At 71.5% G+C, this 11976-nt stretch carries 13 protein-coding genes and 1 pseudogene; all 14 read left to right on the plus strand.

Translation table 11 applies throughout. The features are described from left to right. Positions 1–298 precede the first annotated feature (298 nt). Positions 299–1111: a hypothetical protein gene (locus tag ACFQZ6_RS22895; protein ID WP_381618561.1), complete on the plus strand. Its 813-nt coding sequence runs from the start codon at positions 299–301 to the stop codon at positions 1109–1111. 73 nt (positions 1112–1184) lie between these two features. Next, positions 1185–1889 carry a Flp pilus assembly protein CpaB gene (gene cpaB / locus ACFQZ6_RS22900; RefSeq protein ID WP_381611972.1) on the plus strand — a complete coding sequence of 235 codons (705 nt, stop codon included), beginning with the start codon at positions 1185–1187 and terminating at the stop codon, positions 1887–1889. Positions 1890–1898: 9 nt separating this feature from the next. Then, positions 1899–3166 (plus strand): annotated as a pseudogene (locus tag ACFQZ6_RS22905) (AAA family ATPase). 2 nt (positions 3167–3168) lie between these two features. Further along, a complete protein-coding gene (locus ACFQZ6_RS22910; protein WP_381611974.1) occupies positions 3169–3558 on the plus strand; it encodes a TadE/TadG family type IV pilus assembly protein in 390 nt (129 codons plus the stop codon). A 178-nt stretch (positions 3559–3736) separates the two neighbouring features. Beyond that, a complete protein-coding gene (locus ACFQZ6_RS22915; RefSeq protein WP_381618564.1) occupies positions 3737–4051 on the plus strand; it encodes a TadE/TadG family type IV pilus assembly protein in 315 nt (104 codons plus the stop codon). Positions 4052–4074: 23 nt separating this feature from the next. Further along, positions 4075–5415: a CpaF family protein gene (locus ACFQZ6_RS22920; protein WP_381611976.1), complete on the plus strand. Its 1341-nt coding sequence runs from the start codon at positions 4075–4077 to the stop codon at positions 5413–5415. A gap of 10 nt (positions 5416–5425) precedes the next feature. Further along, positions 5426–6370 (plus strand): type II secretion system F family protein, encoded by a 945-nt coding sequence (locus ACFQZ6_RS22925; RefSeq protein WP_381611978.1) that lies wholly within the window; start codon positions 5426–5428, stop codon positions 6368–6370. Between the two features lie 21 nt (positions 6371–6391). Then, a complete protein-coding gene (locus tag ACFQZ6_RS22930; protein WP_381611980.1) occupies positions 6392–7279 on the plus strand; it encodes a DUF5936 domain-containing protein in 888 nt (295 codons plus the stop codon). 17 nt (positions 7280–7296) lie between these two features. After that, the gene (locus tag ACFQZ6_RS22935) at positions 7297–8730 is read left to right on the plus strand and encodes a sensor histidine kinase (protein ID WP_381611982.1); all 1434 of its coding nucleotides are present in this window, start codon (positions 7297–7299) and stop codon (positions 8728–8730) included. Beyond that, positions 8727–9566, plus strand: a complete 840-nt coding sequence (locus ACFQZ6_RS22940) for a response regulator (protein WP_381611983.1) — start codon at positions 8727–8729, stop codon at positions 9564–9566. The genes ACFQZ6_RS22935 and ACFQZ6_RS22940 overlap by 4 nt, the downstream gene beginning before the upstream one ends. Positions 9567–9687: 121 nt before the next feature. Next, the gene (locus ACFQZ6_RS22945) at positions 9688–9882 is read left to right on the plus strand and encodes a Flp family type IVb pilin (protein WP_381611985.1); all 195 of its coding nucleotides are present in this window, start codon (positions 9688–9690) and stop codon (positions 9880–9882) included. After that, entirely contained in the window at positions 9882–10487 is a 606-nt protein-coding gene (locus ACFQZ6_RS22950) for a pilus assembly protein TadG-related protein (RefSeq protein WP_381611987.1), read from the plus strand. The genes ACFQZ6_RS22945 and ACFQZ6_RS22950 overlap by 1 nt, the downstream gene beginning before the upstream one ends. A 34-nt stretch (positions 10488–10521) precedes the next feature. Next, entirely contained in the window at positions 10522–11103 is a 582-nt protein-coding gene (locus tag ACFQZ6_RS22955; RefSeq protein ID WP_381611989.1) for a hypothetical protein, read from the plus strand. Between the two features lie 8 nt (positions 11104–11111). Next, positions 11112–11738 (plus strand): OmpA family protein, encoded by a 627-nt coding sequence (locus ACFQZ6_RS22960; RefSeq protein WP_381611991.1) that lies wholly within the window; start codon positions 11112–11114, stop codon positions 11736–11738. The last annotated feature ends 238 nt before the right edge of the window (positions 11739–11976 follow it).

An 11976-nucleotide genomic window follows, 5' to 3' on the forward strand; every position in this document is an offset into this window, starting at 1 on the left:
GGGTGGCTGTCGGCCAAGTCGCCGGGAGGGGCCCGTCGTCAACCGCCGTGACCCGCTCGTACGCCATCCGGAGGGAGCGGGATGGTCGCCGTGCCCCGATTTGACGTGTCTTGTGCAACGCCAGTTGTCCCACAGCTACAGAAACGCTGTTCTCCGGTCATACAGGCGTGGATACAGTGCTGAGGTAGTCACGCAGTGAAGTCGTCCAAGGCCGCCCGAGTGATCACGGCGAGGCCGCCGGGCATGGGGAATCGGGGAGCTGCGCGTGCCAACTGCCATTGCCGTGACCAGCGCCGACATGGCGCTGCCGCCACAGGACGAGCGGACCATGCCCGCCGTCGTCCTCCAGGACGTCGACAAGCGCCCGCTGGAGCAGGTGCTGGCCGAAATGGTGTCCCTCATCGAGCAGCACGGACATGTGATCGTCGTCTGCTCCCAGGCCGTCCCCGCCGCCGTCGAACGGCGGCTGCACACCGTACGGTCCATCCTGGAGAGCGACCGGATCGCCCTCTTCCGCCCGGAGCTGCCACCCCTCGGCATCGCCGTCCTCGCCCGCCAACTACGGCAGCTCGCCTCCTGCGACCTGTCCCCCGGCGTCCTCGCCTCCGCCGGACGGCTGCTCACCCACTACCTCCACTCCGGCGCCCTCCTCGGCTCCGTCGCCCGGCTCGACCGGGTCCCGGTCACCCTGAAGTCGCACGCCAAGTCCTGGATGCCGGGCAGCCAGTTCGGGGTCCTCGCCCACCCCGAGCCCCAGCTCGTCCGCGTCGGCCCCGAAGCCCGCCTCGCCGGGCCCGAGTTCGGCACCTGGCTGCTGGTCGCCCGGGGCCAGCTCCAGTCCGACTGGGTCACCGGCACCCTCGCGCCTGCCTGGCGGGTCCAGGGGGTGCGCGAGGTGGCGCCGCCCGCCGAGTCCGCCGTGTGGTGGGGGACCGGCAGGCTCATCGAGTTCTGCGCCTTCCTGCCCGACCTGTCGGTCCTCTACCAGCTCGTCACCTCGGTACGGCAGGGCAGTTGCCACTGGTGCGGCATCGACGTCATCGGCGACCGGTGCGTCTTCTGCTCCGCCACGGCGCCGGTCACCCCACAACGTCAGATCACGGCCGGATGAGACCAACCCCCGTTCGGCGTCCCCTGCTTCTCCCGCCCGCTCGACCGATATCCCCGATGAGGTTGTACGGTTCATGAACTCCCGTCAGCGCCGCGGCGTGATCCTCCTGCTGCTGTCCGTCCTGTGCGCCCTCGCCGCCTTCGCGGGCGTCCTCTCCGTCATCAACGACGTGGAGTCCAAGGTCGGCCCCGAAGTCACCGCCTACCGCGTCCGGAGCGACGTCGCGCCCTACACGCCGCTCACCACGGGCCAGTTCGAGAAGATCGAGATGCCCGAGCGCTGGCTGTCGGAGAACGCCGTCACCGACCTGCGGAAGATCGAGGGCAAGATCGCGGTGACGACCCTGCGCGAGGGCTCCCTCCTCCAGGACGACATGGTCGTGGACCAGCCCGCGCTCAAGGCCGGTGAGCAGGAGGTCGCCATCATGATCGACGCGGCGACCGGCGTGGCGGGCAAGATCACCCCGGGCGCCACGGTCAACGTCTACGCCACCTTCGAGGGCGAGCGCGAGGGCGACCCGGACCAGTCCAAGATCATCGTCACCAACGCCCGCGTCCTCGACGTCGGCAGGCTCACCTCCCTCGAACCCGACGAGGACAGCCGGGGCCGCCCCACCGACGCCGTGCCGATCACCTTCGCGCTGTCCACCATCGACGCCCAGCGCATCACGTACGCCGAGTCGTTCGCCCAGCGCGTCCGGCTCGCCCTGGTCGCCCCCGGCACCGACACCACCGTCCCGGAGACCGACCGGACGTACGAACTCGCGAAGGACAAGTGAGAGGTCCGTATGCCCACGAGGATCCTGCCGGCGGTCGGCGACGCGGACGCGGTCCGTTCCCTCACGACCCTGCTCAGCCAGCTCCCGGACGCCGAGCCGGTGACCCCGGCGGCCGACTCCACCCAGCTCGTCGACACCCTCGCCCGGCTCGCCGCCGAGTCCGTCGACGAACTGCCCGAGGTCGTCATCGTCCACGAACGCGTCGGCCCCGTCCCCGCCCTGGAGCTGATCCGCGAGGTCGCGCTCCGCTTCCCCGCCGTCGGCGTCATCCTCGTCACCTCCGACGCCAGCCCCGGCCTGTTCTCCGCCGCCATGGACTCCGGCGCCCGCGGCCTGGTCACCCTGCCGCTCAGCTACGAGGAACTCGCCCACCGCGTCCAGGCCGTCGCCCAGTGGTCCGTCGGCGTACGCCGCCACCTCGGGCACGGCGGTGACGTCTTCACCGGCGTCGGCGGCACCGTCGTCACCGTCAGCGGCGCCAAGGGCGGCGTCGGCGCCACCCTCACCGCCATCCAGCTCGCCCTCGCCGCGCAGGCGTCCGGGCGGGCCACCGCCCTCGTCGACATGGACCTGCAGTCCGGCGACATCGCCTCCTACCTGGACGTCCAGTTCCGCCGCTCCGTGGTCGACCTGGCCGCCATCAACGACATCTCCCCGCGCGTCCTCGCCGACGCCGTCTTCCGGCACGACACCGGCGTGGCCCTGCTGCTCGCGCCCGGCGAGGGCGAACGCGGCGAGGAGGTCACCGACCGGGCCGCCCGGCAGATCGTCAGCGCCCTGCGCTCCCGCTACGAGCTGGTCGTCATCGACTGCGGCGCCCAGATGAGCGGCGGGAGCGCGGCGGCCGTGGAGATGGCCGACACGGCGGTCCTCGTCACCACGCCCGACGTGGTCGCCGTGCGCGGCGCCAAGCGCATGGTCCGCATGTGGGACCGGCTCCAGATCCGCAAGGCCGAGGAGACCACCGTCGTCGTCAACCGCCACACCCGGGGTACGGAGATCCAGCCGCCGCTGATCCGCAAGATCACCGGCACCGCGGTGGCCGCGACCGCCGTCCCCGCCAACTTCAAGGAACTCCAGGGCGCCGTGGACGCCGGACGCCTGCACGAACTCGACAACCGGGGCGTGGTCAAGCAGGCCCTGTGGGCCCTCGCGGGCGAACTCGGCCTCGTCAAGGCACCGGAGGGCGCCGCCGGGAAGGGCGGCGGCGGACGGGCCGGGGCGGCGGCGACCGGGGTTCCCTGGTGTTCCGGCGGCGCAGGGACGGAGGGGGTTAGGGATGTGGAGGCCCGTCGGGCGCACGGAGAGGGACCGGGGCCAGGTCGCCATCGAGTTCCTGGGCATGACCCCGCTGATCCTGCTCACACTGGTGCTGCTGTGGCAGTTCGTCCTTGTGGGGTACACCTTCACGCTCGCGGGGAACGCTGCTGACGAGGCGGTTCGGGCGGGCACGGCGGCGGAGGACCGGCAGGGCGCCTGCCAGCGGGCGGGCATGGCGGACCTGCCGGGCGCGTGGGAGGGGGGAGCGAGCGTGTCCTGCGGCGAGAGCGGCGGCATGGTGACCGCCGAGGTGCGGCTGCGGGTGCCGGTGCTCTTCCCGGGCGCGATCGGCTTCCCCTTCGAGGTCACGGGCCACGCGGGGGCCGTCGTAGAGGAGACGGGGGACTGAGATGACGTATGACCGGGGACGGTGGGACCGGGGACGGCGGGGCCCGGGACCGCTGGGCGGGGGACGGGGAGAGCCAGGACCGCGAGACCGGGGACCCCGGGTTGGGAGACCGCGAGACCAGGGACCCCGGGACGGGGGACGGCGCGGCCGTGGACGTCGGGACCGGGGGCAGGTCGCCATCGAGTACCTGGGGTTCCTGCCCATCCTCCTCGTCGTCGCCCTGGCGGGCGTCCAACTCGGGATCATCGCCTACACCGCCCAGCAGGCGGGCACGGCGGCCCGCGCGGGCGCGCGTAGCGCCTCCCTGGACGGCCCGGTGCAGCAGACCTGCCAGGGCGCGGTCAGCTCCTGGCTGGCGGACGGCACGGGCTGCGCGGCGACCGACCTGGGCGACGAGGTGACGGTGACCGCCACCGTCCGGATCCCCTCCGTCGTCCCCGGCTGGGACTTCGGCCCCGCCACCAAGACCGCGACCATGCCGTCGGACGACTGAACGAGGCGTGAGGAGTACGGCAGATGAGCCTGCGGGCACGCATCAACTCCCCCGAGGAGAACGGCCACCGGGGCGAGGACGGCCACCTGGTCGCCTCCTACCGCGCCAAGCTCCTGGAGGAGATCGACCTCGCGGAGATGAGCGCGCTGGCGGCGGCGGAGCGCCGGGCCAGGCTGGAGCGGGTGCTCGGGCACATCATCAGCCGCGAGGGCCCGGTGCTGTCGACGGCCGAGCGCTCCCAGCTCATCCGCAGGGTGGTCGACGAGGCGCTCGGCCTCGGCATCCTGGAACCGCTCCTGGAGGACGCCTCGATCACCGAGATCATGGTGAACGGCCCGGACGCGATCTTCGTGGAGCGCGGCGGCCGGGTGGAGCAGCTCCCGCTGCGCTTCGCGTCCAACGACCAGCTCATGCAGACGATCGAACGCATCGTCTCCACGGTCAACCGCCGCGTCGACGAGTCCAACCCGATGGTCGACGCCCGCCTCCCCTCCGGCGAGCGCGTCAACGTCATCATCCCGCCGCTGTCCCTGACCGGCGCCACCCTCACCATCCGCCGCTTCCCGCGCTCCTTCACCCTCCAGGAACTGATCGAGTTCGGCTCGCTGGACGAGCACATGCTGTACCTGCTCGCCGGGCTGGTGCAGGCGAAGTTCAACATCATCGTCTCGGGCGCCACCGGCACCGGGAAGACGACGCTGCTGAACGCCCTCTCCGGTCTGATCCCCGACCGGGAACGCATCATCACCATCGAGGACTCCGCCGAACTCCAGCTCCAGCAGGCCCACGTCATCCGCCTGGAGTCCCGCCCGCCGAACGTCGAGGGCAAGGGCCAGGTCACCATCCGCGACCTGGTCCGCAACTCCCTGCGGATGCGCCCCGACCGCATCGTGGTCGGTGAGGTCCGCGGCGGCGAGTCCCTGGACATGCTCCAGGCCATGTCGACGGGCCACGACGGCTCCCTGGCCACCGTGCACGCCAACAGCGCCGAGGACGCCCTGATGCGGCTCCAGACGCTGGCCTCGATGTCGGACGTCGAGGTCCCCTTCGTCGCCCTGCACGACCAGATCAACAGCGCGGTGGACGTCATCGTCCAGCTCACCCGGTTCGCCGACGGCGCCCGCCGGGTCACCGAGGTCGCCCTGCTCGACAGCCACGGCGGTGAGCCGTACCGGCTGGCCACCGTCGCCCGCTTCGCCGCCCAGCCGATGGCCGCCGACGGCCGGGTGTACGGCGCCTTCCAGCACTTCCCCCTGCCCCGCCGCGTCGCGGACCGCCTCTACCTGGCGGGCCAGCCCATCCCCCCGGCCTTCGGCGTCGCCCAGTCCGCCGCCCAACTGGCCGCCCGAGAAGCAGGTAAGTAGGACCCGCCCCATGGAACTCGACACCCTGGTCACCCTCACCACCGGCATCACCCTGCTGGCCTGCGTCCTGGCCGTGGTCGGCAGCCACGCCTACGCCATGGGCAGGGCCCAGCGCCAGGCCCTGATCGACCGGCTCTCCGCGACCGGCCAGGTGGCCGTCGTCGGCCGCCGACGCTACTTCCGGGACCTGGACCGCCGAGTGCGCCGCACCCGCTTCGGCAGGCGCCTGGAACTGCGCCTGGCGGCCACCGGCCTGGACGTCACGCCGGGCGAGTTCTTCGCCGCGATGCTGATCACGGTGGCGGGGCTGTGGTTGGTCGGCCACGCCACCCTGGCGCCCTTCTTCGGCCCGATCGCCGGGCTGCTCGGCGTCTGGGCGGCGACGCAGTTCCTGAACTGGCAGCGCCAGAAGCGCATCGAGCGGTTCATCAACCAGCTCCCCGAACTCGCCCGCATCCTGGCCAACGCCACCCAGGCGGGCCTCGCCCTGCGCACCGCGATCGGCATGGCGGCGGAGGAGCTGGAGGCCCCGGCCGGGGAGGAACTCGCCAAGGTCGCCCACCAGCTCGCCCTCGGCGCCTCCATGGACGACGCCCTCGGCGAACTCGCCGACCGGCTGCCCTCCCGCGAACTGGTCGTCCTCGTCACCACCCTCGTCCTGTCCAACCGGGCGGGCGGTCAGGTCGTCGCCGCGCTGCGCAACCTCACCGAGACCCTGGAGGAGCGCAAGGAGACCCGCCGCGAGGTACGGACCCAGCTCTCGCAGGTCAACATGACCTCGTACGCCGTCCCGGTCATGGGCATCGGCTCCCTGTTCCTGATGAACGGCGTGAAGGACGGCGCCCTCGACCGCATGACCGGCTCGCCGGTCGGGCAGGGCGCCGTGATCGTCGCCTTCGCCCTGTACGCGGTCGGCTTCGTCCTCATCCGCCGCCTGTCCCGCATCGACGTCTGAGCCGGGGAGGTCGACTCACCGATGGCACTCCTGCTGGCCCTGCTGATGGGCCTCGCGGTCTACGGCGTCTTCGCGGGCGTCCGCATGTACCGGGCGGACACCAAGCTGCCCAGCGACCTCGCCCTCGCCCTGGAGGTCGGCGCCACCCGCACCGGCGCGGTCGACTCCGTCGTCGACCGCGTGGGAATGCGGTACGCCCCCGCCGTACTGCGCATGATGGGCCCGAAACAGGTCGCCAAGTACCGCCGCAAGATAGACCTCGCGGGCAACCCCGGCGGCCTGACCATCGACCGCTACGCCGCCCGCCGCGCCGTCTACGGCGCCCTGGGCGGCGTGGGCGCGCTGGTCTTCCTCCTCCGCGGCCAGTACCTGGTCGCGCTGCTGCTGCTCGCGTTCGGCGCGTTCTGGACGGAGGTGGGCATCTGGTCGGCGATCCGGGTCCGCAAGGACGAGATCGAACGCACCCTCCCGGACTTCCTGGACGTCCTGGCGGTCGTCGTCAGCGCGGGCCTCGGCTTCCGCCAGGCACTGGACCGCGTCTCCTCCCGCTACGAGGGCCCTTGGGCCGACGAACTGCGCATCACCCTGCGCCAGATGGACCTCGGCATGAGCCGCCGCCAGGCGTTCGCGGAACTGCGCCGCCGCAACGACTCCGAGCAGGTCGCCATGTTCGTCTCCGCCCTCCAGCAGGGCGAGGAACTGGGCGCGCCCATCGTCGACACCCTGGTCTCCCTGGCCAAGGACATGCGCCGTACGGACGCCCAGAACGCCCGCCGCAAGGCCGCCCGCGCGGTCCCCAAGGCCACGATGATGATCACGACCTTCATGGTCCCGGCCACGCTGATCCTCCTCGGCGCGGGCCTGCTGCTCGGCTCGGGCACGGACTTCGGCTCGATCACGGGTGAGTAGGGGGGCGGGTGCGCACGATGCCGACCTGGCAGACGTCGGACGAGGACGCGCCGGGTGCCCCGGGCACCCCGGGTGGGTCGGACGTCCCGGCTCCGCGGGGGGCACCGCGGCCGCCGGACGACCCGCAGAAACGGAACCCGGCCCCGAACCCGAACCGGAACCCGGACCCGAACCGGAACCCGCCCCCGAACCCGCCCCCGACCCTGAACCTCCAGATAAACGCCCTCCAGGCGATGTGCCGCCAGGTCTTCGGGTTCCGCCTGGCGATGATCGCCCTGGCCGCCCCCGCCGCCCTGCTCAACGCGGCCCCGGGCCTGGCCGCCTGGCTCGTCGGCGCCGCTGTCGTCACCACGTTCATGGTGTCGTACGTCCTGTTCCGCGACTGGGAACGCTTCGGCCCGCTCCTCCTGCGCCACCCCACCCTGCTGGCCGTGGACACCCTCTTCGGCTCCCTGCTGCTGGTCTCGGCGGGCCCGGACACGACCCTGGCCTACGTCTCCGTGACGACTCCCCTGCTGGCGGGCCTGCTCTACAGTTGGCGGGGCGCGGCGGCGTTCGCGTCGCTCCAGTCACTGATCCTCCTGCTGGTCCACGCCACGCTCAGGGACGCGCGGGGGACGGACCCGTCGGTGGCGGAGGCGCTGCTGCTGCCCGGCCTGTGCGTGATCGCGGGCGCGGTCGGCTCGACGCTGCGCAACCTGATGCTGCGCTTCGGCGAGGCGACGCGGGCGCTGACGACGGTGCAGGCGCGGCTGGCGGTGGCGGAGGCGATCGCGGCGGAACGGGCGCGGCTGGCGCGCGAGATGCACGACTCGGTGGCGAAGACGCTGCACGGCGTGGCGCTCGCCGCGGAGGGCCTCGCGGCCTCCGCCGACACGACGGACCCCGCGTCCCTGCGCCAGCAGGCGGACCTGGTGGCCCGCTCGGCGCGCAGGGCGGCGGCGGAGTCCCGGGAACTCCTGGCCGACCTGCGCCGCGAGTCGGACCCGGCCCAGGGCACGGACGTGCTGCGGGAACTGGCGGCGCGCACGGCGGACTTCACGGCCCGTACGGGCGTCCCGGCGGTGTACCGCCCCACGGGCGACCAGGCGATCCCTCCCGTCCCCCCGGCGCTGGCCCGCCAACTCCTCACCATCGCCGCGGAGGCCATGGAGAACGCCCACCGCCACGCGGACCCGACCCGGGTGGACGTCACCGCTGGCGTGTGTGGCGACCTGCTCCGCATCAGCGTCCACGACGACGGACGGGGCCTGCCCGAGGGCACCACGCTCGAACACCTGCGCAGGACCGGTCACTTCGGCGTGGTCGGCATGGTGGAACGGGCGGCGTCGGTGGGCGCCCGCATCCGCATCGGCAAGGGCGCCCACGCGACGGGCACGGAGGTCCGCCTGGACCTCCCGCTGGCGGCCCTGCGCACCCCCACCCCCGACTTGAGAGGAGGCGGCCGATGACGGCCAACTCGCCCCACCCCGGCCCCGCGCCCTCCGATCCCGTGCCGCCGCCGTCGCCGTCCCTGCGCGTGGTGGTGGCCGACGACAACCCGGTGGTACGGGCGGGCCTGACGGCGCTGCTCTCCGGCCGCCCGGACATCACGGTCGTGGCGCAGGCGGCGGACGGCCGCGCCGCCTGCGCCGCCGCCGAGGCCCACCGCCCCGACGTGATCCTCCTCGACGTCCGGATGCCCGGCGTCGACGGCATCTCAGCCCTGCCGTACCTGGTCCGCGTCGCCCCGGTCGTGATGCTGACGTACAGCCGAGAGTCGGAGATCGTGCGGGAGGCGCTGCGGAGGGGGGCGGGCGGCTACCTGGTCCACGGCGAGTTCACGGCGGACCAACTGGTGACGGCGGTACGGGACGTCAGGCGGGGCAGACCGCACTTCACTCCGACGGCGGCGGGGGCGTTGCTGGCGCAACCTCAAATGGGGAGGCCGGAAGATGATTCGCGGGAAAAACCCGACACCGCGCGGCAGATGCACGTAAGTGTTCCTGCACAAAACCTTTCGCAAATGCAACGTGATATGAGACAGTCATCGTCGGGGACCGCGGGGTGGACGGGCGGCCTCCCGGACCGGTCGCGGTTCCAGCTCAGCACGAGGGAGGCGGAGATCATGGACCTCATCGCGTCCGGCATGACCAACCAGCAGATCGCCGCCGCGTGCTTCATCAGCGAGAAGACGGTCAAGAACCACATCAACCGCATCTTCGCCAAGCTCCACAGCACCAGCCGCGCCGAGGCCGCCGCGAAGTGGCTGGGCACGGCCCCCGGCTCCCGGCGAGAGGTGGGCTGACCCATGCGCGAGCAAGATTGGGCCCGCCTTTGGGCCCAGGGACCCTCCGCCAACCCGACCCCCCGGCCGTACGGTTCTCCCATCGCGACCGGCACCCGAGCCGCTACCGAAGGGGAACACCATGAGCAACTGGTTCAACACCACCGTCGCTTACCTTCAGTCCCGCGCGACCCGCAACGACGACGGACAGACCGCGGTGGAGTACCTGGGGATCATCGCGGTGGTGGTGGCGATCATTCTGGTGCTCCTCGGCACGGACTTCGGCGGCACGATCGCCGATGCGATCACTACGAAGATCGGCGAGATCACGGGTTAATGCGCGGGCGTCCCCTAGACGACTCTGGGCAGGCCTTCCCCATCTACATCACGGTGGTGGGGGGTCTGCTCTTTCTCGCGTTCGCGTTCTTAGCGGTCGGCCAGGCCGCGACCACTCGGAACGAGGCCCAGACGGCGGCTGACGCCGCAGCGTTGGCGGCGGCCCAGGATCGGCGAGACCTGCTCGCGGGCCAGTGGGTGACCGATGTGCTCAACCCGGCGAAATGGCGGGGCATCTTCGAAGGCAACGCCCCAGGACTGGGCGACTCCTGCTGGCGTGCGCAGCAGCTCGCGGCGCAGAACAACGCCCACTTGATCGGCGAGGGCTGCCGCGATACCGGGCCTCTGCGCTTCACGGTCGAAGTAGAGACCGACGACACCGTGGGGGAAACCGTCGTACCCGGCACCGAGGACAAGCACGCCAAGGCATCCGCCACCGCAGTCATCGAGTCCCGTTGCGACTTCAAGCCCCTCGACGAGGACGCAGAGGACGACGTGCTGCCGAGTCTCACCTGCAAGGGGGGCGCGATCTGGGACCTGGACCCGGAGAATCTCCTGGACCTCCCGGAGCCCAAGGACCTCTTCGACGTCCATCTGGCCGACTGACAAGCGAACGACGAGTGATGAAGGAAGCGGAGTCATGAGCATTCGGTTCACGACGAAGGCCCGCAGGGGGATGGTCGCGTTGACCGTTGCGGCCGGTCTGGCCCTCGGGGTGGCCGGTTGCGGTGGGGGCGGGGGCGACGACGAGAAGCCCCGGGCTTCGGCGTCCGCGTCCAAGGCCGACGGGTCCCGGCCGAGTGCTCAGGAGGGTCAGTCGAGCGAGCCGCTGGCCGAGTTGCAGGGGTCCTCCGGACTGATGCTGAGGATCACTTCCGCCGAGCGTGACTCCGGAGGATTTCTCACGGTGAACGGCACGCTGAAGAACGACAGCGACAAGTCGGTCACCGTGCCTTCCCTGTTGAGGGGCAACGAGACCGAGATCATCGCGCATGGGCGGTCACTGGGCGGAGCCACTCTTGTGGACAGCAAGGCAAAGAAGCGTTACTACGTCCTGCGTGACACAGACGGGCGTCCGCTGACGACCACGGGGTTGTCGATCCTCAAGGCGGGGGAGGAGATCACCGTCTTCATGCAGTTCCCAGCCCCTCCGTCGAGCACGACGGAGGTCACTTTCCAACTGCCGACCTTCGCCACCGGCACCGTCACGATCTCCGGGTGAGGCCCCTCATGACCCCCACCCGCCTCCCCCTGGCCCTCACCGCCACCACACTCATCCTCGCCACCACCCTCTACGGCGCCACGACCGCCACCGCCGACGACAACCCCAGCGTCCCCCCAGGCACCGAGGCAACCGCCTCCGCCCCCGTGGAACTCGACGCCAACGACCCCGATCTGAAGCTCCCCGAGGGGGCCACGCTCGCGGAGCCCAAGGTGTTGGACATCAAGCAGGTCGTGGAGGACCAGAGCGGCGACGAACGCCGTGAGGACACCAACGCGGACGTGAAGTTCGCGCTGCAGGCCGAAGTCCTCTTCGGCAAGGACAGCGCGCGGCTCAGCGCCCAGGCGAAGGCCCGCATCGTCGCGATCGCGGCGGAGATCAAGACCCAGAACGCCACCCAGATCCGCGTCTTCGGCTTCACGGACAACCTCGGCTCCGCCGCCCACGGCGACGTCCTCTCCCGCCAACGCGCGAACGCCGTACACGGCGTCCTGGAGTCCGAACTCAACAACCCCGACATCACCTTCGAGGTCCGCGGCTACGGCGAGGACTACCCCATCGCCGACAACTCCACGGAGACCGGCCGCAAGAAGAACCGCCGCGTGGAGATCTCCTTCCCCAGGGGGAGCGCCTGACCTGACCACCACCAGGCCCGCCCCGCCGGGGCGGGCTTCGTCATGCGCGGACCCGGTACGCGGCCAGCGCCCCGCACCCTAACCCCCACCTGGAGCGCGTGAACGCGCGTGGGAGTTGGGCTCGTGCTGGGGCGCCCCTCGCGTGCTCCCGTTGATCCACCACCCTCCTCTTCCGACGCATTCCGTCCCGGGCGGTCGGAAAGGCTGTCGCTGTGCACTCGGGCACACGGCGCCGCAT

The sequence above is a fragment of the Streptomyces flavalbus genome (genome assembly GCF_042674625.1).
GTDB classification, from domain to species: domain Bacteria; phylum Actinomycetota; class Actinomycetes; order Streptomycetales; family Streptomycetaceae; genus Streptomyces; species Streptomyces flavalbus.

Coding starts and splice junctions, on each gene's coding strand:
- ACFQZ6_RS22895 (WP_381618561.1), top strand. CDS start 299: ATGGCGCTGCCGCCACAGGACGAGCGGACCATGCCCGCCGTCGTCCTC.
- cpaB (WP_381611972.1), top strand. CDS start 1,185: ATGAACTCCCGTCAGCGCCGCGGCGTGATCCTCCTGCTGCTGTCCGTC.
- ACFQZ6_RS22910 (WP_381611974.1), top strand. CDS start 3,169: ATGTGGAGGCCCGTCGGGCGCACGGAGAGGGACCGGGGCCAGGTCGCC.
- ACFQZ6_RS22920 (WP_381611976.1), top strand. CDS start 4,075: ATGAGCCTGCGGGCACGCATCAACTCCCCCGAGGAGAACGGCCACCGG.
- ACFQZ6_RS22925 (WP_381611978.1), top strand. CDS start 5,426: ATGGAACTCGACACCCTGGTCACCCTCACCACCGGCATCACCCTGCTG.
- ACFQZ6_RS22930 (WP_381611980.1), top strand. CDS start 6,392: ATGGCACTCCTGCTGGCCCTGCTGATGGGCCTCGCGGTCTACGGCGTC.
- ACFQZ6_RS22935 (WP_381611982.1), top strand. CDS start 7,297: ATGCCGACCTGGCAGACGTCGGACGAGGACGCGCCGGGTGCCCCGGGC.
- ACFQZ6_RS22940 (WP_381611983.1), top strand. CDS start 8,727: ATGACGGCCAACTCGCCCCACCCCGGCCCCGCGCCCTCCGATCCCGTG.
- ACFQZ6_RS22945 (WP_381611985.1), top strand. CDS start 9,688: ATGAGCAACTGGTTCAACACCACCGTCGCTTACCTTCAGTCCCGCGCG.
- ACFQZ6_RS22950 (WP_381611987.1), top strand. CDS start 9,882: ATGCGCGGGCGTCCCCTAGACGACTCTGGGCAGGCCTTCCCCATCTAC.
- ACFQZ6_RS22955 (WP_381611989.1), top strand. CDS start 10,522: ATGAGCATTCGGTTCACGACGAAGGCCCGCAGGGGGATGGTCGCGTTG.
- ACFQZ6_RS22960 (WP_381611991.1), top strand. CDS start 11,112: ATGACCCCCACCCGCCTCCCCCTGGCCCTCACCGCCACCACACTCATC.